14 protein-coding genes and 1 pseudogene are annotated in these 20,872 nt (G+C 72.7%); 5 read left to right on the top strand and 10 right to left on the bottom strand.

Annotated elements, in window-relative coordinates; translation table 11 throughout:
• Positions 1–22 precede the first annotated feature (22 nt).
• Positions 23–220, top strand: a pseudogene (locus tag ACFWI8_RS12685) (ferredoxin).
• 77 nt (positions 221–297) lie between these two features.
• Here ACFWI8_RS12685 and ACFWI8_RS12680 read toward each other — a convergent pair.
• From ACFWI8_RS12680 to ACFWI8_RS12660, 5 genes are all read right to left on the bottom strand, one after another.
• Entirely contained in the window at positions 298–2,319 is a 2,022-nt protein-coding gene (locus ACFWI8_RS12680) for a TIM-barrel domain-containing protein (RefSeq protein WP_387089410.1), read from the bottom strand.
• Between the two features lie 87 nt (positions 2,320–2,406).
• Positions 2,407–3,225 (bottom strand): carbohydrate ABC transporter permease, encoded by an 819-nt coding sequence (locus tag ACFWI8_RS12675; protein ID WP_387089407.1) that lies wholly within the window; start codon positions 3,223–3,225, stop codon positions 2,407–2,409.
• Positions 3,222–4,151 (bottom strand): carbohydrate ABC transporter permease, encoded by a 930-nt coding sequence (locus tag ACFWI8_RS12670; protein ID WP_387089404.1) that lies wholly within the window; start codon positions 4,149–4,151, stop codon positions 3,222–3,224. The genes ACFWI8_RS12675 and ACFWI8_RS12670 overlap by 4 nt, the downstream gene beginning before the upstream one ends.
• Positions 4,152–4,250: 99 nt before the next feature.
• Positions 4,251–5,498 carry an extracellular solute-binding protein gene (locus tag ACFWI8_RS12665; RefSeq protein ID WP_387089401.1) on the bottom strand — a complete coding sequence of 416 codons (1,248 nt, stop codon included), beginning with the start codon at positions 5,496–5,498 and terminating at the stop codon, positions 4,251–4,253.
• A gap of 89 nt (positions 5,499–5,587) precedes the next feature.
• A complete protein-coding gene (locus tag ACFWI8_RS12660) occupies positions 5,588–6,574 on the bottom strand; it encodes a LacI family DNA-binding transcriptional regulator (RefSeq protein WP_387089398.1) in 987 nt (328 codons plus the stop codon).
• A gap of 472 nt (positions 6,575–7,046) precedes the next feature.
• Between ACFWI8_RS12660 and ACFWI8_RS12655 the strand changes: the two genes are divergently transcribed.
• Positions 7,047–8,885, top strand: coding sequence for an RICIN domain-containing protein (locus ACFWI8_RS12655; protein WP_387089395.1), 1,839 nt, complete (start codon positions 7,047–7,049; stop codon positions 8,883–8,885).
• A 130-nt stretch (positions 8,886–9,015) separates the two neighbouring features.
• On the opposite strand, the gene ACFWI8_RS12650 is transcribed toward ACFWI8_RS12655, so the two are convergent.
• Together ACFWI8_RS12650 and ACFWI8_RS12645 are read right to left on the bottom strand one after the other, a co-directional pair.
• Positions 9,016–9,639, bottom strand: coding sequence for a hypothetical protein (locus ACFWI8_RS12650; RefSeq protein ID WP_387089392.1), 624 nt, complete (start codon positions 9,637–9,639; stop codon positions 9,016–9,018).
• A 299-nt stretch (positions 9,640–9,938) separates the two neighbouring features.
• A complete protein-coding gene (locus tag ACFWI8_RS12645) occupies positions 9,939–10,565 on the bottom strand; it encodes a TetR/AcrR family transcriptional regulator (protein ID WP_387089389.1) in 627 nt (208 codons plus the stop codon).
• Between the two features lie 91 nt (positions 10,566–10,656).
• Between ACFWI8_RS12645 and ACFWI8_RS12640 the strand changes: the two genes are divergently transcribed.
• Positions 10,657–11,553, top strand: coding sequence for an alpha/beta fold hydrolase (locus ACFWI8_RS12640; RefSeq protein WP_387089386.1), 897 nt, complete (start codon positions 10,657–10,659; stop codon positions 11,551–11,553).
• Between the two features lie 30 nt (positions 11,554–11,583).
• Here ACFWI8_RS12640 and ACFWI8_RS12635 read toward each other — a convergent pair whose 3' ends face one another.
• Positions 11,584–14,445, bottom strand: coding sequence for an AAA family ATPase (locus ACFWI8_RS12635; RefSeq protein WP_387089383.1), 2,862 nt, complete (start codon positions 14,443–14,445; stop codon positions 11,584–11,586).
• A gap of 112 nt (positions 14,446–14,557) precedes the next feature.
• On the opposite strand from ACFWI8_RS12635, the gene ACFWI8_RS12630 reads away from it, so the two are divergent.
• Both ACFWI8_RS12630 and ACFWI8_RS12625 read left to right on the top strand, forming a co-directional pair.
• Positions 14,558–17,416, top strand: coding sequence for an AAA family ATPase (locus ACFWI8_RS12630; RefSeq protein ID WP_387089381.1), 2,859 nt, complete (start codon positions 14,558–14,560; stop codon positions 17,414–17,416).
• Positions 17,417–17,635: 219 nt separating this feature from the next.
• The gene (locus ACFWI8_RS12625; RefSeq protein WP_387089378.1) at positions 17,636–17,776 is read left to right on the top strand and encodes a hypothetical protein; all 141 of its coding nucleotides are present in this window, start codon (positions 17,636–17,638) and stop codon (positions 17,774–17,776) included.
• 134 nt (positions 17,777–17,910) lie between these two features.
• On the opposite strand, the gene ACFWI8_RS12620 is transcribed toward ACFWI8_RS12625, so the two are convergent.
• Together ACFWI8_RS12620 and ACFWI8_RS12615 are read right to left on the bottom strand one after the other, a co-directional pair.
• Positions 17,911–19,299: a cytochrome P450 gene (locus tag ACFWI8_RS12620; RefSeq protein WP_387089375.1), complete on the bottom strand. Its 1,389-nt coding sequence runs from the start codon at positions 19,297–19,299 to the stop codon at positions 17,911–17,913.
• A gap of 225 nt (positions 19,300–19,524) precedes the next feature.
• The gene (locus ACFWI8_RS12615; protein WP_387089372.1) at positions 19,525–20,772 is read right to left on the bottom strand and encodes a tol-pal system YbgF family protein; all 1,248 of its coding nucleotides are present in this window, start codon (positions 20,770–20,772) and stop codon (positions 19,525–19,527) included.
• Positions 20,773–20,872: the final 100 nt, after the last annotated feature.

Here is a 20,872-nt window from a genome sequence, read left to right as displayed (position 1 = left end):
GGCCGCCAGGAAGGGAGCGACCATGAAGGTCGCCGAGGACGAGGACAAGTGCTGCGGCGCCGGGAGTTGCGTACTCGCCGCACCTGAGGTCTTCGACCAGCGCGACGAGGACGGCGTCGTCATCCTCCTCGACGCCTAACCCGCCGAGGCCCGGCACGCGGCCGTCCGCGACGCGGTCGCCGTCTGTCCCGCGGCCGCCATCGCCTTCGGCGACGCGTGACGCGCTGACCGCTCCGCGGACCCCGAGGCGGGGCACGTCGAGGCGGCAGCCGGACGTGCCCCGCCGCACCCGCGCGTTCATACGCGGCCCACGAGGTGGGCCAGGGCGTCGTCGCGGGCGAAGACCGGGATGGCCTCCAGCGGAGCGGGCACGACGATCCGCCGGGCGCCCCGGTGCCTGGTTCCCGTGCGCAGCTCGGTCCAGGTGGCCCCCGGCGGCAGGTGGACCTCGCGCGACTCGGCGCCGGCCATGGTCACGGGGGCGACGAGCAGGTCGGGGCCGAACATGTACTGGTCGGCGAGGTCCCAGCAGGCCGGGTCGTCGGGGAACTCGTGGAACATGGCGCGCATCACGGGCTGGCCGTGGTGGTGGGCCTCGGCCATCAGCCGGCGGGTGTACGGGCGCAGCGCCTCCCGCAGCCGCAGGTGGAGCGCCAGGATGTCGTACACCGCCTCGCCGTAGGACCAGAGTTCGTTGTCCGCGCCGGTGTGGCACCGTGCCGTGCCGTCCGCCGCCTGGACGGTTCCGGTGGGTCGTCGGTCGCCGTGCATCCGCATGACGGGGCAGAAGGTGCCGAACTGGAACCAGCGGACGAGGAGTTCGTGGAAGGCCGGGTCGGCGATGTCGCCGCCGTGGAAGCCGCCGATGTCGGTGGTGAACCAGGGGATGCCGGCGATACCCATGTGGATGCCGGCGGTGATCTGCCGGCGCAGCGTCGCGAAGTCGCAGTGGATGTCGCCGGACCACACCAGGGCGCCGTAGCGCTGGCTGCCGGCCCAGGCGCAACGCACCAGGTTGACGACGTCCTCCTGTCCGGCGGCGCGCTGGCCCTCGTGGAAGGCGCGGGAGAACGCCTGGGGGTAGAGGTTGCCGATCTCCAGCGCGGGACCCAGGTGGTAGCGGTAGTTGTCGAAGTCGTAGACGCCGTACTCCGGTTCGGCCTCGTCCAGCCAGAAGACGCGGATCCCCCTGTCGTGGTAGTTGCGGCGGCACAGCTCCCACAGGGCGTCACGTGCCGCGGGGTTGGTGACGTCGAGGAACATGCTGGGGCCCTGGAAGCTCATCTGGACGTCGGGGCCCCGCTCGGCGCCCACCAGGAGGTTCCCTCGCCGGAACTCCCGGAAGTTCTCCGACTCCACGGAGACCTGCGGCCAGACGGAGACCATCAGCTCGACCCCCAGCTCGCGGAGCTCGGCCACCATCGCGTCCGGGTCGGGCCAGAACTCGTCCTCGAAGCGGAAGTCGCCCATCCGCGGCCAGTGGAAGAAGTCCGCCACCAGGACGTCGAGTGGCAGGCCGCGACGGTGGTACTCGCGTGCCACGGACAGGAGTTGTTCCTGGTTCCAGTAGCGCAGCTTGCTCTGCCAGAGCCCGAGGCCGTACTCCGGCATCATCGGGACGTGCCCGGTGGCCTCGGCGTAGGCGGCGGTGATGTCCGCCGGGGTGTCGCCGGCGGTGATCCAGTAGTCGAGCTGCCGGGTGCTCTCGGCGACCCACTCCGTGCGGTTGGTGCCGAAGGTGGCCCGGCCGATGGCGGGGTTGTGCCACAGGAAGCCGTAACCGGCGCTGGAGAGGACGAACGGGACGGACGCCTGGGAGTTGCGGTGTGCCAACTCCAGCGTGCAGCCCTTGAGGTCGAGCAGGTCCTGCTGGTACTGCCCCATGCCGTAGAGCTTCTCGCCGGGGCGGGCCTCGAAGCTCGCGGTGAGGTGGTGTGGTCCGCCGGGTATCGCCCGGTGGGCGCGGGCCTTCAGCTTCAGGGAGCCGCCGGAGCCGAGCTCGCTCAGCAGCGTCCTGCCGTGGCGGTCGAGGAAGGTCAGTGAGCAGCGGGAGACGTGGTAGCCGGCCTGCGCGTCGTAGTACTCCTCGGCCGTCACCACCGCGGTGAGGTGCCCGTTGGTCAGCCGGGCGACGCTCCCCTCCGTCGTGATCTCGACGGGGGTGGGCGGCTGCGGGAGCAGGGCGAAGTCGGTGTCGACCACGTCGGCGGCGCGGGTGGCGCGCACCCGCAGGCTGTTGCGTCCCCAGGGCTCGACGACGAGCGTCTCGCCGTCTCCGCGCCAGACGAGTCGGTCGGATGCGGTGTGGAACACGGTCACGGAAGGAGGCTCCCAACGGTGGGCGACGATGGCTGCTGGTGACGGGCGACGACGGGAGCGGGCGGGCGGCGCCGGCCGGCCGCCCGCTCAGTCCTTGACCGCGCCGGCCGTGACGCCCGCGGCGACGAAGCGCTGGGCCAGCACGAGCAGGACGGCGGCGGGGATCGAGGCGACCACGGCGGTGGCCATGATGGAGTTCCACTCGTGGTTGTTGTTGCCGATGTAGCGGTAGATGCCGATGGTGATCGGCTGGGTGTCGCCCTGGCCGTTGAGGGTGCTGGCGAAGATGAAGTCCGACCAGGCCCACAGGAAGGCGAAGAGGGAGACCGTGACGACCGCGTTCCGGCTGACCGGCAGCACGACGGAGCGGAAGGTGCGCCAGGCGCCGGCGCCGTCGATCCGGGCGGCGGCCATCAGCTCGTCGGGGATGCCGGACATGAAGGCGGTGAGGATCAGCACGCCGAACGGCACGGCCAGGGTGGAGTCGGCGATGACCAGCCCCCACCACTCGTTCAGGACGCCGAGGTTCAGGAAGACGGCGTAGAAGCCCATCGCCATGATGATGCCGGGGATCATCTGGGCGGCGAGCAGGACGAAGCCGACCGGTCCGCTGCCGCGCGGGCGCAGCTTGGCGAGGGCGTAGCCGGCCGGCGCGGCGATGGCGAGGGTCAGCGCCACGGTGCCGAGTCCGATGAGGAAGCTCGTGCGGAGATAGGGGAGTTGGTCCGCGAGCACCGCCTGGTAGCCGGCGAGGGTCGGGTCCAGGGGAAACCAGTCGGGCGGGTCCCGGCGCATGTGCTCGGGGCGGGTCAGCGAGACGTTGACCATCCAGTAGACCGGGAACAGCATCACGGCGGTCAGCGCGAGCCCGACCAGGGTCTTCCAGGGAGCGCGTCGTCGGGTCATGCCTGCTGCCTCCTCTGGGCGCGGATGTGGGCGAGGCCGAAGGCCAGGGCGAGCAGGATCAGCAGGTTGCCCACGGCGGCGCCGGGCCCGAAGTGCGGGGTGAGGGAGCCGAATCCGAGGTCGTAGGACCAGGTCGCGAGGGTGGTGGATGAGTCGCCGGGGCCGCCGCGCGTGGTGATCCAGATGAGGTCGAACACCTTGAGCGTGTAGACGAGTCCCAGCAGGAGGGTGATGGCCGACACGGGGCGGAGCAGCGGGAGGGTGATCAGCCGGAACCGCTGCCAGCCGCCGGCGCCGTCCAGGGCGGCGGCCTCGTACAGCTCGGTGGGGATGTTCTGCAGTCCGCTGTGGAGGATCACCAGGTTGAAGGGGATGCCGATCCAGACGTTGGCGAGGGTCACGGCGGTGAGCGACCAGTCGGGCGACGTCAGCCAGTCGATCGCGGGCAGCCCGAAGGCCCCGAGTGCCGAGTTCACCACTCCGGTCTCGCTGTTCAGCATCCAGGACCAGGTCGAGGCCGACACGATGAGCGGCAGCAGCCAGGGGACGAGGAACAGCGCCCGCAGGGTGGCGGCGAGGCGGAAGTTCTGGTGGAAGAAGATGGCCAGCGCGAGCCCGATGCCGTACTGGAGGAGTATCGAGACGAGCGTGAACACCAGGGTGTTGCGCGCGGCGGGCAGGAACGTCGGGTCGTCGAGTACCTGCCGGTAGTTCTCCAGGCCGGTGAAGGGCGCGTCGCCCTGCACGAAGGAGCGCAGGGTGTAGTCCCGCAGGCTCAGCTCGACGTTGCGGACGAGTGGGTAGGCGTAGAACGCGACCAGGTAGACCAGCAGCGGGGCGAGGAAGAGCCAGGCGGTCAGCCGGGGTCGCGGCCGGCGACGGGCCGGTCCTGCGGCGGGCCGACCGTGCGTGGGTATGACCGTCATCGGGCTTCCTCCGTTCGGAACGCGGTGCCGGTGCTCGTCGCCGGGCCGGCGAACAGCCGGGCGTTCAGTCGTCGTTCAGTCGGGCGTTCAGTCGGGCGTTCAGTCGGCGAGGCCCGCGGCGGCGGCCTGCTGGGCTGCCTCCATCGCCTCCCGCGGGGCCTGCGCGCCGGAGAGGACGTTCTGCACGGCCGTCCACAACTGCTCCGAGATGACCGGGTAGTCCGTGCCGAGGTCGTCGCTGGTGCGGCCACGGGCCGAACGGACCGCCTCGACCCAGGGGGCGAACGCCTGGTCGTCGGCGACCTGCTGGTCCTGCAGGGCCTCGGTGGGGGCGACGTAGGACAGGGTCGCGTCCGTGGTCAGCAGGTTCTCGCCGCTGGTGAGGCACTCGACGATGGCCGCCGTCGCCTCGTACCGCGCCGGGTCGGACTGGACCGGCGCGGTCACGAACTCGCCGCCGGTGGGGGCCGCCGCGGGACCGCCCGAGGCCGCGGGGATCGGGACGACGCCGTAGTCGATGCCCGAGGCGTCCGCGTTGGCCAGCTGCCAGGTGCCGTTGACCGCGAACGCGTACTCCCCCGTCGCGAACTCCTGCCAGCTCGTCGTCTGGGTGTTGTTGATCACCGAGTTGGGCGCGTAGCCGAGGTCGAGCCACTCCCGCCACTGGCTGACGGCGCCCACCGCCTCCGCCGAGTCCAGCGCCCGCAGGTCGGCGCCGGCGCCCCAGAACCAGGGCAGGAACTGGAACGAGCCCTCCTCGGTGCCGATCGCGGAGAACGTGATGCCCCGGCCACCCGCCTCGGTCACCGCTTGGAGCGCGTCGTTCAGGCTCTCCCAGTCGGTGACCGAGGCCGGGTCGACCCCGGCGTCGGCGAGTACGGCCGCGTTGTAGTACAGCGCGAGGGTGTTCGCGCCGATCGGCACCCCGTAGCTCGCGTCGTCGAGCTGCCCGGCGGCCAGCAGGTTCCCGGATATGCCGGAGACGTCGAGCCCCAGTTCGTCCGTCGGGGTCAGGACGCCGGCCTCGGCCAGCGTGGAGACCACCGGGTTGTCCAGCACGATGACATCCGGCGTCTCGCCCTGCTGGGCGGCCAGCAGCGCCCGGTTGGTGAGGTCGGAGGTGTCGAACGCCGCGCGGTCGACGGTGACCCCGGCCTCCTCGCCGCACCGCTCGACCAGCCGGACCCACTCGGAGTCGCCGTCGAACTGCGGGTAGGGGTCCCAGAACGCGTATGTGCCGCCGTCGGCGTCGTCGCCGGACCCGCCGCCCGAACAGGCGGTGGCTCCGGCCAGCAGACCCAGCACGGCCAGGACGGCCGACGCGGGACGCGAGGTGGTGCTTCTCATCGCCACTGTCCTCTCAGCTGCTTGATGCGCGCTGTCGAACCGGTTCGACGACCGGCTGTGCGCGCCCGTTCCGACCGGTGCGCGCCGGGTCAGGCGGTGCTGCCCCGGTCGATGAGGGTGGGGGGCAGGAAGTGGACCCGGTGCGGCCCCACCTCGTCGCGGTCCTGGATGCGGCCGACCAGCTGGCGCACCGCCAGCCGCCCCAGTTCGCGGGGTGAGGTCTCCACCGCCGTGTAAGGGAGGGAGAAGGTGCGCCCGAACTCCTGCGAGTACAGGCTGGTGACGGACAGGTCCTCGGGCACCCGCACCCCGCGCCGGTGGAGCACCATGGGCAGCGCGGCGACGGAGCCGTCGTTGTGCACGATCAGCGCGGTGGCCGTGGGGTGCGCGTCGAGGACCGCGTTGAGGCTCTCCCCCACCGCCGGCTGCCGCGCCTCCCCATGGTGGGCGTGGAGCACGAGCCCGAGCTCACGAGCCCGCTCGACCGCCGCGTCGCGGAACCGCCAGCTGTAGGAGATGCCGCGTTCGAAGACCTCACGCGGCGGCGTGACCAGGATGATCTCGCGGTGCCCGAGCCCTTGCAGGTGGTCGACCAACACCCGGGCGGCGGCGGCGAAGTCCAGGTCGAAGACGTCGAGCCGGTCCGTATCCCGGGGCACGCCGACCAGCACGCCCGGCCGTCCGGAGGCCCGCAACGGCTCGAGACGCGGGTCGATGTGCGCCACGTCGAGCAGGATCAGGCCGTCGACCTTGCCGGAACCGGTGATCCGCCGCAGCGCTCCCGCGCCGTCGGCGTCCGTGACCATCAGCACGTCGTACCCCAACTCCCGCGCGGTGTCGGAGAGCGGGAGCACGTACTGGAGCATGGCCGGCGCGAACTCGTCCTCGTGAAACCTGAGCATGAGGCCGATCACCTTGGTCTGCGCCGTGGCCAGGGCCTGAGCGCCGGCGTGCGGGGTGAAGCCGAGCCGGGCGATGGCCTCCTCGACCCGCCGCCGCGTCTCGTCGGAGATGGAGCGCTTGCCGGAGAGTGCGTAGGAGACGGTGCTGCGGGACACCCCCGCGGCCCGAGCCACGTCGCCGATCGTCACCACTGGCCACTCCCATGTCGAACCGGTTCGCGCAAGCTAGCACCGGGGCCCCGGCGACTCAATACACCGAACACGCTCCCGCCCTTCCGTCGACGCCGGGTGACGACGAGTCACCGAACGCCACCGCACGACCGGGTGGGAAGCCCGTCGCACGCGTATTGAACCCCGAAGATCCCGGTGTTACGTTCCCGTCGAACCGGTTCCCGCGCGTCGACTCTGCCCTTTTCGAACCGGTTCGACAGCCTCTCCCCCCGACCCGTTCGGAGCCGCATGGACAGGCGAACTCCCCCCGCACGCGCCCCGCCGGTTCTCCCGGAACGTCGAACGACGCGTCCACACCGGCTGTTCCAGCCGGCGGCACGGCCGAGCACGCGGGGGCGCCCCCGGCCGTCGGTCCCGGCAGGCCACGACCTGCCCGGCGACCTCCCCAACTCCCCTCTCTCTCCAGGAGAGACGCGTGAACATCCTCCCCAGCAGGCGGCGTGGGCGTCGCCTCGGTCTCACCGCACTCCTCGCGACCTGCACCCTCGTCCTCACCTCCCTCGTCACCCTCGCCACGCCGGCCCAGGCCGCCGACGAGTCCATCGCCGTGGACTTCTCGGTCTCCTCGGGCTCCCCGACCTACCGGGCCTCCGGGTGGATCTACGGCATGACGGAGAACGCCTCGGGCCCCGCCGACCACTTCTACCGGGACGTGAACTTCCAGTACATGCGGGCCGGTGGCGCGCAACTCGACAGCCCCGGCGGCTGGGTGTCGGGCCGCTACGACCGCCGCTGGAACTCGACCCGGGCCCAACTGCTGCGTACCCGCGACCTGGGCGGCGAGTTCGTCCTCCTGGTCCACGACCTGTGGGGCGCCGACGGCTACCCCATCTCCCGGTTCCCCGGGGACAACGGCGACTGGACCGACTACGACAACTTCCTCACCCGGCTGATCAACGACGTGCGGGCCACCGGCGTCCCGGTCCAGTGGGACCTGTGGAACGAGCCCAACATCTCGCTGTTCTGGAACCGCCCCCAGTCCCAGTACTTCGAGCTGTGGCGGCGCACCTACCAGCGCGTCCGGCAGGCGTTCCCCTCCCACCTGATCGTCGGCCCGAGCCACGCCGGCGTCCCCTCCACCTCGGACTCGTGGTGGACGCAGTACCTCGACTTCGTCCGCGCCAACAACGCGGTCCCCGACATCTTCAGCTGGCACGCCCTGCCGAGCGACCCGGTGGCGAACGTGGCGGCGGCCAACGCCAGCCTCGGCGCGCGCGGCATCCCGCACCCCCGCCCGTACCAGATCAACGAGTACGGGTCCCCGCAGGAGCAGAACCCCGGCGACGGCGCCTGGTACATCACGCGCCTGGAGCGGGCCGGCGCCGACGGCCTGCGCGCCAACTGGGCGAGCGGCGGAAGCCTCCACAACGACCTCGCCAACCTGCTGGTCCGCGACCAGGCCGGGCAGCACCTGCCGAAGGGCGAGTGGTGGGTCCACCGCTTCTATGCCTCGCAGACCGGCCAGATCGCCGCCACCACCCCCAGCCAGTCCTACGACGCGTTCGCCACGAAGACCAACGGCTCGGCGCGGATCCTCGTCGGCGGTGGCGGCACGACGGGCAACATCGCGGTCGGCATCCGGCGTCTGGACGCCACCAGCGGCATCGTGCAGAACAACCAGGTGCGGGTGCTCGTCCAGCGCGTCCCGTACAACAACGGCGGGGCGGTCCAGGGCCCGATCACCGTGCAGAACACCGTGGTGAACCTGTCCGACAACGGCACGACCGTCAACCTGCCGCACACCAACGCCGACGACGCCTTCACCATCACCCTGCTGCCGCCCTCGGACACCGGCTTCCAGTCCGTCGCCGTCGCCCAGCACTCCCAACAGTGCCTGGACAACACCGATCTGAGCACCTCCGACGGCAACCGGCAGCAGCAGTACTCCTGCGAGGGCGGCGACCAGCAGCTGTGGAACTTCCGCCCGGTGGCCGGAGTCCCCGACACGTACACGGTCGTCAACCAGCAGACCGGCAAGTGCCTTGAGGTCGACGGCAGTTCCACGGCCGACGGCGCCGCCGTCCAGCAGTGGACCTGCCGCGGTGGGGCCCAGAACCAGCAGTTCACGCTGCGGCCGGTCACCTACGCCGGCGCGGACCCGCACGACGTCCAACTCGTCGCCCGGCACAGCGGCAAGTGTGTCGACGTCAGCCAGATCTCCACCGCGACCCGGGCCCCGGTCCACCAGTGGACCTGCAACCCCGCCGGCCAGAGCAGCCCACGCAACCAGACCTGGCGCCTCTGGGGCCGCTGACACCGCGGCCACGACCACGACAGGCCGACGGACGGCGACGTGGCGGTCCCCCTGCCCGCGGACTCCGTCATCATCGGCATGCCGGACGATATCGCCGGCGGCCGAACTGCCACCGGCGCGTCGTCCCGGCTCAGCCGGCCTGAGTCGGGACGACGCGGGCGCGCCGCCGCGAGTACGCGACGCAGAGCACCGCGAGCAGCGGCCCCCACAGCAGGAGTGGGGCGTAGCTCGCGTAGAACGCGGCGAGTTCCCAGCCGTGCAACGCCTTCGTCGGGAAATCGTCGGGGAGCGGCGCACCTTGGAGGGTGTGGCCGCTGAACATGGAGATCGCCGTCGCCGTCCACAGCGTCGTGAGCACCACGGCCCCGAGGGCCGCGGGAACCACCACGGCGGACGTGGGCACCGGCCGGCCGCCCAGGAGGGGTACCCAGCGGGGGACGTTCTCGCCCCATGAGGCGATCAGGCCGATGGCCGTGAAAGCGATGAGCTCGGAGAGGACCGACAGCAGGATGACGTACACCTCGATCGGCAGCCACGAGGGAAGGTCCCCGGCGCCGTGCTCGCCACCGTCGGCAACCACGTGGAAGACGACCGCCGCTATCCGCCAGAGCCCGGCCGGCAGCACGGCGAACGGGATCGCGTAGGCGACGGCCGTGCTCCACCGCGGCACCCCGGGCAGCGGGGCGTGTGCTGCGCGCCAAGCGGCGCGGAGTCGCCCGGGGGCGATGGGGGGTGTCGGGTGTCGAGCGGTCATGCGGGCTCTCCCACTGTGGGGTTCATCGGTCGGCTGCTGGCATTCGTCCTCGACGATCCCAGCCCGCCTCGCGGCCGTCGTCGGCTTGTGGGCTGATCAGGGTCATCCACGAGGCGTACGCCGGTGAGTGGCTTCGGGTTTGTCGGCGAGCGGTACGCGATGGACGACATCGGTCAGGGTCACGGCGTCACACGCGCTGTGACCACGGCCAGTTCTGAGAACGATCACCTGGTGACGGACGTTGGGCTTGATCATTTCCGGATGGGTCCAGGTGGTCCGAGCCCCGGCACGCCAAGGCGTCAGGACCCGCGCTTCGAGATCCTCGAGGTTCTCGGCTCGACTTCCGGTCGCGGCACCAGGCGGGACAAGTGGTGGTCCACGAGGCTTGTCGCCTCGGTCGGGGTCCGGTGCCCGAGCAGGACCGCGTCGGCGAGGCCGGCGACGAGGGCCAGCAGGAGGTCCGCCTCCCGGTCGGGGTCCAGCTTCGCGCACAGGTCGCCGCTTCTCTGCGCGGCGGCGACCATGGCGGCCACGGCGCCGCGGAGTTGGGCGTGACCGGCCCGGAACCGCTCGGCGATCTCCGGATCCTTGAGCGCGCGCACGACGAACGCGTTCGCTACCAGCGCCTCGGTCCGGCTCTCGGCATCGAGCGGGAGGAGGGCGACCAACGCGGCGCGCAGGCCGTTCCGTCCGCCGCCGGTCTCCGTGCCCACCCGGGCTTCCACCTGGTCCCGCAGGGTTCTGGTCGTGTAGCGCAGCATGGCGTCCCTGCTCGGGAAGTAGTGCTGCACCAGGCCCTTGGAGACGCCGGCCTCTGCCGCGACCTCGCCGATGCTCACCGCTTCCAGACCCCGGTCGGCCGCGATGCGCCGGACCGCCCCGGCGATGAGCCGCCGCCGCTCCTCGTGATCGACCCGCTTGGGCACCGGACCTCCGCACTTTCGCAATACGAACGACTTGCAAAGGGTCGTGGACGCTTTTACAGTGCGATCGTATCGCGATAATCGGGGAGGTCAGATGACGCTCGGCGGCTTCATATCACCGCAGGCCCGCGTCGAGTTCGACACGGTGTACGACCGGGGGTTCGCCGCGCTGCCCGCCCTCGCCGAACGGCACGACGTGCCCACGGCGTTCGGCACCGCCCGGGTGTACCGCTTCGGCGAGCCCGGTCCCGCCCCGGTGGTGCTGCTGCCCGGTCGAGCGGGCACGACGATCATGTGGGAGCCCAATCTCCGGGCGCTCCTGGCACGCGGCCCGGTGTACGCGCTCGATCTGATCGGGGAGCCGGGGCGCAGCGAACAGACCGCTCCCATCCGCAGCGCCGACGATCAGGCCGCCTGGCTCGACGCCGTGCTCACCGGGCTGGCCCTCCGCCACGTGCGCCTCGTCGGCTACTCCTTCGGTGGCTGGCTCGCCGCCAACCTCGCCGTGCGCGCCCCGGACCGGCTCGCCTCCCTGACGTTGATCGACCCGGTGCAGACCTTCGCCCGGTTCCCCGTCCAACTGCTGGCACGCACGGCGCTCACCCTCGTCCCCGGTATCCGCCGCCGGGCCCGGGCGTCGTTCCTGACCTGGGTCTCCGCCGGCGCCGAAGTCGCCGAGGACGACCCGGTGGCCACGGTGATCAACGAGGGCATGCGAACGTACCGGATCGCGCTGCCGACCCCTGCCCTGTTCACCGACGCGCAGTTGCGGGGCATCACGGTCCCGACGCTCACGCTCATCGCGGGCCGCAGCGTCGTGCACGACGGCCGCCGCGCCGCCGCCCGCGCCCGCGATCTGCTTCCGGACGCCCGGGTGGAGCTGTGGCCGGCGGCGACCCACGCGATCGCGGGCGAGTCGGCCGCCGAGGTCAACACCCGACTGCTGGAGTTCCTGTCCGAGATTGAGCATCGGGGCGAGACACGACGATGAGTGACCGGACATCGGGCGGAAGCCCGGCGCTCACCCTGCCGCTGGAGGACGCGGGACCGTAGACCGAGTGGTCGGCGAGGGCCGGTCGTGCGCCGGGGTGTTCGGCAGGAGGCCGGGCCGGGTCAGGCTCCCGTCCAGCCAGGCCGTGGCCAGCTCCACGCGGGAGCGACGCCCGGTCCGCCGGAAGAGCCGGGTCAGCCGCCGCTCCACCGTCTTCTCGCTGCAGGCGAGGCGCGCGGCGATCTGGCGGTTGGTGGCCCCGTTGCTGATCATCTCGATGAGGTGCAGGTCCGGCTCGCTGAGCTGCCACGTAGCCGCCCGCCTCGGCGCCGTGGGGACGGCCACGTCGCGCCGGCGCGCCGCCCGGCTGATCATCCCGCGGAACCGACGGCCCGCGCCCAGCCGGTGTGCGCCCTGAGCCGCTTTCACCAACCACGGCAGCGGGTCGTCGCTCACCTCGGCCAACCACTGGTGGCAGTGCACCTCGAGCAGAGCGTCCCCGCGCTGCCGGATCATGCGACGCGCGGCCAGCAGGCTCTCCACGTCGCGGTGTAGCACCCCGTGTGCGAGGAGCACGGCCTCGCCGGTGAGCGCCGACGCCGCCTCCTCGTGCAACGACTCCAACTCCCGCAGCGTCCTTCCCGCTTCCCGGGGGTCGTTCGCGTCCAGGGCATGGGCCAGGAGGCGCAGCAGGACCCGCTCGACGCCGGCCAGCAGCCCGCCCGCACGCGCCAGCCGTGCCTCGCGCCAGCCGTCCTCCAGCGCCGCGTCCGCCCGTCCTGAGCCGTACCGGAGGCCCATCCGCGCGCGCACCACGAGCGGGTGGACCAGGGAGTCGGGGATCAGGTCGAGCCAGCTCCTTGCCTGTGCGACATCGCCGCGGTAGCAGTGGATCTCGGCGACCAGGGCGCGAGCCAGCTGCCCGACGCCGTGCGCGCCGCCCGCTCGGCCCCGCAGCTCGATCGCGCGGGCCGCCGCCAGGGCCTCGTCCCAGCGCCCCGAGAGATAGCCGCCGACCACGGCGTGGTAGCGCCCGGCGGTGCTGTCCCCGGAGGCCCGGTACCGGTCGCCGAGCACGATGTGAAGCGCACCGGCCAGGTCGCCGTACGCGGCGGCGGTGGCCAACCCACCTCCGTCCGTTGCGCCGCCCACCTCGGCGCCGCCGGTCACCGCGGCCGCCAGCAGGCGCAGCTCCGCGTCCCCGGGGAGCGGCCCCTGGGTCGTCCCGCCGGCAGTCACGGGGTCGCCGGCGCGCCCAGGTCCCGGCTCCACCGCCCCCTGACCGATGCCGTACCGCCTGCCGAGCGCGACGAGCTCGGCGACCCCGGGCATCCGTTCGGGCACCGTGCGGGCTCCGGGGCCGGCGCCGTCGGAATCCGGGAGCCGGTGTTCGTGCAGCGCGGCCCAGGCCCATACCCGGGCGGTGAACTCCAGCTCGCCAGGGCCGACGTGGTGCGGCACGTCAAGACAGGCGAGCAACGGCTCGCCGAGCGCGAGGGCACTGGCGTGGTCGGCGTTCCGCAGGGCCAGGCCCGCCGCCTCGCGCAGCGTCCCCGGGGTGCCGGGATCGTGTGGCGACAACCGGCCGAGCGCCCACCGGTAGCTCCGCATCGCCTTCGCCGGGTCGCGCCGGGCATGGCTTCGTGCCACGGCCAGCAACAGCGGCGTCGCGACCGTGTCCTCGATCATCGGTCCGGCGGCGGCGACGTGGTCGGTCAGGCGCGGATGGGAGGCGCCCGCGGTGGCGGTGCCGAGGCGGCCTGCCACGGAGCAGGCGATGCGGGCGTGCAGGTCCCGCACGTCGTGGGAAGGCGACAGGGCCCGTAACGCCGCCGCGAACGCCGGGACGGCGAACGTGATCCGGCCGTCCTCGTCGACGGTCAGGACGCCCTCGCCGGCCAGCCCCTCGAACGTCCGGGAGCCGACGTCGGCGGGCGACGCCGGGTGCCGTTCGAGGAGGTACAGGTCCTCCAGCCGGAGTTCCGCGTTCCCGATCACGTGCGCCAGCGTGGTCGCCACCTCGGCGGCCTCGGTGTCCGGCCCCATGCTCCTTGGGACGAGCCGGCGCAGCCCCGCCGCGTCGGCGGCCAGCCGCAGCGCCTCCCGCGGGACGGTCAGGCCGAATCGGCCGTCCAGTTCGAGCAGCCCGCCGGCTTCCGCCCCGGCGGCCAGGAGGGAGAGCACGGCCCGGGGATTGCCCGCCAGCGGGCCAAGCGCCCACCGCACCGCGGTCAGCATCCCGGGGTCGGCCGGCCGGCCGAGCCGCCGCGCGATCAGGTCAGCCACCTCCTCCGGCGCCAGCGGCGCCAGGTCGAGTACGTCGCCGGCGGCGGCCGGCAACTCACCGGTGCCGGGCCCCGGGGACGTCGGCCGGGCCGCCAGGACCACGGGGACCCCGGCCGGGCGGAAGACCCGCAACACCAGCGACAGGGCGGACGCCGTGCGCGGCGGCAGCCGCTCCACGTGATCGCAGAGGAGGGCGAAGGGGGCGCGCGAGGCAGCGTCCCGCAACTGCTCGGAGATGGTGGAGAGCAGCGCCCACTCGCCCCGGTGGTCGACGGTTCGCGACTGGGCCCGGCGGATCGCCGTCACATGTCCGAGGAGCCGGCCGTCCGCCACCTCGGACAGCGCGCCGCAGACGGCGTCGGCCAGTTCGGCGGCGCCGGCCTCCCCCGCGTCGGAGTCCCGTGTGATCCGGAGTACCGGGACGCCCTCTCGGACGGCCATGGCCCGGCCCCGCTCCACCACCGCCGTCTTGCCGATGCCCGCCTCGCCGCGGACCAGCAGGGTCCCCGCCGCGTCGCTGGGCCGCAACGCCTCGGCGACCGCCTTGACATCCTCTTCCCTGCCGATGAAATATCCATCGGGCCGGTGCGTGATCACTGCCGTCACTCGTCTCCCGTTCCACGACCGACATGTCAGCTCGCCCAGCCATCGCCGAGCCCTCACGGACCAGATCCCTGTCGCGGTTGAGCCGGAAGGAAACCGACGGAGGCGAGTGGGTGTGAGAGTTCCGCAGCTGGTCGGTCGCGATCGCGAGTTGGGCGAGACGAACGCCCGGCTCCGCGGTCCCGGCGGCCCGCGCCTCGTCGTCGTGCGTGCCGAACCGGGCGGCGGGCGCACCTCTTTCGCACGCGCCCTGGCCGCGCGGCTGCGTGCCGAGGGGCTGCCGTGTCCGGTGCTCACCTGCGTGGCGGGGGACGAGGGGCGTCCGCTGCTGCTGGCGCTGCGGCTGGTCACCGCGGTGCGGGGGCACCGGGCCGGCGCCGTGCCGTCGCGCCCGGCCGACCGGCGGGGACTGCGAGCGCTGATCGCCCTCGAAGAGGGGGATGCGACGGCGATGGGGCACGCGCTCCGCGAAGCGCTGACCCGGTCGCCTTCCATGGTGGTCGTGGTCGACGACCTCCAGCGCGCCGACCCCGAGTCCCTGGCCCTGCTCGGCGGCTTCGGCGTCGAGCGCTGGGCGCCGGGTTTCCGGCTCGTCGTCACGGCCGTTCAGCGCGCCCCGGCGGGCGAGACGCCGCCCGCCGGGGACGATCCCCCTCTCGCACAACTGGTGCGCCGGGCGGCGGACGAGATCGTGCTGCGACGCCTGGCGGCACGGGAAGTGGGCGAGCTTCTGACCCGGCGGCTGGCCGCGACCCCCGATCCAGGCCTGGTCCGGCGGGTGCGGGAACTGAGTCGAGGCATCCCGGCGGCGGTCGACGCGCTGCTCGCCGGATGGACGCGGCAGGGCGCCATCCGGAACGTGGGGGGCCATGCCTTCCTGTCCTCCGAAGCGCCGGTGCCGGTGTTGCCGGACGACGACCGGTTCGTGGTGGCGCTGCGGGCGCTGGGCGAACCGGGCGGCACGGTGGCGAGGGCGCTGAGCGTCCTGTGGCCGCTCGGTCGGGCTGCTCCGGCGCTGGCGGCGGCATGGAGCGCCCTTTCGGCCGACGAGGTCCACGCCGGCATCCGCGGCCTGGTGAAGGCCGGTGTCATGGATCGTCTGCACGATGCGGACGGCCGTCTCACCCGGGGCTGGACCTTCCGCGTCCCGCTCGTGGAGCACGCCGTCCGGGAGCGCCTCGGGCCGGTGGAGCGCGCCCGGCTGTCGGCCGTGGCGGTGGAGGCGCTGTGGACGGCGGGCGAGCCGACGGTCACCGGCACCGGCCGCCGGCCGCCGGCGGCGTCCCTTCTTGACGAGGCCGACGCGGAAACCTATCTGCCTGACCGGATCGCCGAGGCGGGGGTGCTCGTCGACCGGCGGCGCGCCGCCGCCGACCTGACGGCCGCGGCGCAGCAGATCCATCCCGACCGCGGAGGCCGCGGCATGACGCGCTGGTTGCGAGCGGCACACCTGCTCGTCGACGAGCCGGCCGCCCGCGAGCTGGCACTGTTGCGGTACGGGAAGGGCGCCTACGTGGCCGGCGAGTACTCGGCCGCACGGGCCGCCGCCGAGACGATCCTGCGGGAGCCGGTCCAGGGCCTGACGGCGATCACGCTGCAGGACACCGCCGTGCTGCTGGTGGCCGCGGCGGCTGGCGAGGGCAACCGGCCGCTGCTGGACCGGATCGCCGCCGAGTCGTGGTGGCGCGAGTCACCGCTTCCGACCGCGGCCGTCCTTTCGGCTCGGGCGCTGGCGCTGAGCCAGTCGCAGCGGTGGCGGGAGACCCGGGACCTGCTGGCGCGCACCGCGTCCCTGTGGAACGCCGACCCTCTCGTCCGGGTGCTGCCCGAGTGGTTCGGGGCGTGCGCGGAGTGGGTGCTGGGCCGGCCGGACCGGTTCAGACGCGCCGTCGCCACCCCGCTCGCTCCCGAGCTGCCTCCCGAGTGGGCGTACTCACTGACGACCTCACAGTTCGATCAGCTGCTCGGCGCCCGGGACCTGGCCGCGGCGACCGCCCTGCTTTCCGCCCGAGGGCTGCCGGTGGAGGCGCTTCCCCCGTACAGCCGGTTCCTCAGGGCGGACCTTCTGGGGCGGTGGGACGAGGCGCTGACGCTGGCCCGCGGCATGCTGGCCGACGGCCGGACGTTCAGCCCGGCCCCGGGCCACCACCTGCTCCACGCCCGGTGGGCGGCCATCCTGCTCGCCCAAGGTCGCGCCACGAGCGCCACCCGCCTGCTGCGGAGTGTGCGCGGCGACCGGGAGGGACAGCTGGAGCTCTTCCTCGACCATGCGGAGGCCGAGGTGGGCCGCGCCCTGGGCGACACCGGCTCGGCCGAGCGACTCCTGCGGCGAGGGCTGCGCGAGGCCGAGGCGCGGGGGCAGGTCTACGGCACGGACGAGCTGTGGGCCAGCCTGGCCGCTCTCCAACGGGAAACAGGCCGGCTGGACGAGGCGGCTCACTCGGCGGTGCGCCTCAGGCGCACCGCGGAACGGCTCGGCAGCGGCCGGGCCCACCTGCTGTCCCTGCTGGTCAGCGCCGATGTCCTGCCGAGGGAGGACACGGACGCCACGCGCCGGCTGTTGCTGGAGGCCGTGGCGCTCGCCCGCTCCCGGGACCAACCGTTCGAGACCGCGGCCACCCTGTCCGCCGTGGCCCGCGCCGGGGTCGGCCCGAAGGAACAGCTGTACGAGGCCTACGAACTGTTCGGCGAGACGGGCGCCGCCCTGTGGCGCTTTCACACCCGCACGGCGATGCGCGAGGCGGCGCTGTCCGTCCCCGGCCGCAGACAGGTCGCCGAGGAGAACGACCGGCTCCTGGCCACCCTGGTCGCCGAGGGGCTCAGCAACCGTCGGATCGCCGTTCTGCTCCGGCTCACCGAGGAGGCGGTGGCCACCCGCCTCAGCCGGCTCCTGACCCGCACGGGGCTGCGTTCCAGGGCGGAGGTGGCGACGCTGCTGCTGGCCGGAGACCCGTTGACCGTCACGGACCGCTGATCTTCATTCGCGTAAGGTTTCCCTCCCTTTCCGCGCCTACCGATGATTGCGATGGGAAACCGCAATCACGCGTGCGACCATTACTGGGTAATCGACATACAGCCGACATCCGTTCACGTGTAAGGAGAGAGAATGCGTCACCTTGTTCGTGAAATTCCCTCCTCTGAATCCCTCCGTTTCTCACACGGAAATGCGGAGGCCCCCGGTGACTCGTTAAACGTGGTCCGCCCCGACGGGATCAGGGTCTCGACGACGGCCGCCATGGACGACCCCCGCCACTGGCGTCCCCGCACGCCGGAACAGGACAAGGAGAGCCAGGAGAAAGAACAGCCGCCCGTCGAGCAGCGGGCGGCGGTCTGAGGAATTCCGCGGGCGTGTGACTGATCGCCCGGCGGTATGGCGGAAGAACGCCGAACGATCGCGGACTCGACCGCCGTGCCTCAGCGGAGTGCGTCGGCCGCGTTCGCTCGGCGGCTCACCGGGTCTCCGCCCGTTCAGGCCCCGGCGGCGGACAGCGGTCCGACCGGGGTCAGCCGGCAGCCGACGGTCCGCGCCGCCCGTATGGTGACGCCCACCTCGATCGGCACCTCCTCCTCCAGGCCGGAGAATTGGTAGCGCTGGAGGAACATCGCCACGGCCAACTTCATCTGGAGCATCGCGAAGTGGTTGCCGATGCAGGAACGCGGACCGCCGCCGAGGGGGAACCAGGCGTACCGCGGCCGGCCGTTCGCCCGCTCCGGGCGAAAGCGGTCCGGGTCGTAGCGCTCGGGCTCCGGCCAGTAGGAGGGATGGCGGTGGGTCACCCAAGGGCACACGTAGACGTGGGAGCCCGCCGGGATGGCGTACCCGTCGACGACCGCGGCCCGCGCCGCGCGCCGGATGAGCACGGGGGCCGCCGGGTAGAGGCGCATCGCCTCCTTCAGCGCCCGCTCGACGGCGGGCATGGCGTCCAGGTCCCCGGGGGTGGGCCGTCGAGCGCCCAACGTGGAGAGCACCTCGGCGCGGGTGTCGCTCTGCACGTCCCCGTGCCGCGCCAGCAGGTGCATGGCGAACGTCAGCGAGGTGGCGGTGGTGTCCGAGCCGGCCAGCAGGAAGACCAGTGCCTGGTCCCGCAGTTCCCGGTCGGTGAGCGGGCTGTCCTCGTCGCTGCGCGCGTTGATCAGCAGCGTCAGCAGGTCGTCGGCCCCACCCTGCCGTGAGGCGCCGCCGCTCGCCCGGCGCTGCTCGATGAACCGGTCGCACAGGGCGTACAGCTCCGCCTGGGCCGCCGCCGCCCGGCGATTGGCCGGGGTCGGGACCGACCGGGGGAGGTTCAGGGGCATCAGGCCGCGCTTCAGGGTGTACATGCCGAGTATCGGCATGCAGCGCCGCACTACCGCGGCCGCCTCCTCGGCGTCCGCGCCGAACAGGATGCGGGTGATCATGCGCACGGTCAGCCGGCTCATGTCCTCGTTGAGGTCGGCCCCCGTTCCACCGCTCGCCTCCCACTCCCCGCACAGTCTTTCGATCTCGTCGCACACAGCGTCGGCGTACTCCGCCACCTTCCGTTTGGTGAAGAGCGGGGAGAGGAGCCTGCGTTGGCGCAGATGGTCCTCGTCCAGGCTGGACAGCAGCCCGTTGCCGAAGGTCTCGCGCATCTCGAGCGAGAAGGCGTCGTCCTTGCGGAAGTCGGCGGCCTGTGAGGCGAGCACCTGCTGGGCGCCCGCGGCGGAGAAGACGAAGTAGATCTCACTGCGCAGGCCGGGAGGACCGGCCAGGATCCGCACGACGTCGCCGTGCTCCCTGCGCGCGCGCTCGTAGGTTCCCAGGGGGTCCCGCCGCAGGTCCAGGATGGAGCCAAGCAGGGGAAGTCCGCTGGCGGTGGGCACCTCGATCGGATTCATCCCGTATCCCTTTCGGACTCTCGACCAGACGGCCGTCGCCGGCCCGGCCCCGCGCCGCGGGGCGGGGCCGGCGTGCCGCGTCTCTTCCAAGTCCACTCGCTCGCAACCACGTTCGACAGGGGAACGCGGTGGCGGCGTGTCGTCCGTGCCCCACGCATGTGCGCTTGTGCACCGGGCGCCGGCCGTGTCGGACGGCCCCGCCTGGACCCGGGTCTTCGCGGGCGCCTACCTGACGAGGTTCGTCGACAGGGCGTGATGGGCCTCGTAGCCGTCCAGGCGGCTGACCACGGCGCGGACCCGCGGCCGTCTCGCGTGGGGCAGCAGTCGCCTCCGCAGGTCGAGCAGCCGCTCGGCGGTGCGGGGGCAGCGGATGTGGCCGCAGGTGTCGAGCAGCCGCTCGGTGCTGGCGCAGGCCTGCTCCACCCGGCCTTCGAGCAGCAGGACCTCGCTGAGCCTGGCGAGCGTCAGCGCCTGGGCCCGGCGTGCCTGGGCCGGCCGGTTCCGCAGCGAGGTGGCGAACGCCGAGGCGGCCTTCCCGTAGTCGCCGAGGGCCTGGTGCACCAGGCCGCGCTGGTAGTGCAGGGCCGCCACCGGGTAGTCGCCGAACGGCGTGGCCGGATCCGAGTCCCGCCCGCCGTGGAGCTCGATGGCGTCGGAGAGCGCCGACAGCGACGGACGGGCGTCGCCGCACGCGGCGCGGGCCACGGCGAGATGGCTCATCAGGAACGATCTGACGGCCGGCGGGGAGTCCTCGGGCGCGGCCGCCAGCGCCAACTCGGCCAGCTCCGTGTCGTGGTGCCCCAACTGGCCGAGCTGCGCGCTCATCGCCCGCAGGGTGACGGCGTACAGGGTCCGGTCCCGCGCCTCGACCGCCAACTGGGCGGCGACGTTGAAGTACTGCTGGGCCGCGCCCGCCTGGCCGCAGTCCACGCACATGCGGGCCAGGAGATGAGTGAGCCGCGACAGTTGGCCGAGGATCCGCTTCTCCGTCTCCGGATCGGCCCTCGCGGTGAGGAACGCGGCACCGTCGGTGGCGAGGTAGGCGGGCAGCGCCGTGCGTCCGTGCCCGGCCCCGAAGGTGTTGATGGTCTCCGCGTAGTAGGAGGTGGCGTACTCGAGGGCCTCCAACTCGCCGGCGCCCAGTTGCCGTGCCCCCGTCATCGGGGCGGGGCTCGGCTCCGACCAGGCCGGGGGCACGTTGGCCAGCCGGAAGGGAAGAGCACGGAACGCCCGTCGGGTGACAGGGCCGGTGTCCGCCGCGGTCAGCATCGCCAGCGCGGCACGCGCGCAGCCCCCGGTCGCCCGTAACGCGTCCATCGGCTGGTCGGGGACGAGCGAGAGGCCCGTCTCCTGCACCGTGACGAGCCGGCCGGTGTGCCGGGAGAGCGCCTCGGCCACCAGGGCGGGGACCGGCGCCGGTGGTCGCGAGCCCGCGAGCCAGCTCGCGACGGACTTCCGTGAGTAGCGGAGCACCCTGTTGGTCTCCGCGGCGGCCTGGTTGACGGAGCGAGCCAGTGCTTCGCCGGACAGCCCCGCCTCCGATAAGAGTCGCTTCAGAGCGTGGTTGGGCTCG

It is taken from the genome of Streptomyces sp. NPDC127098 (assembly GCF_042722465.1).
In the GTDB taxonomy this organism is placed as follows: Bacteria; Actinomycetota; Actinomycetes; order Streptomycetales; family Streptomycetaceae; genus Streptomyces; species Streptomyces millisiae.
This window is presented reverse-complemented; position numbering and strand designations above follow the sequence as displayed.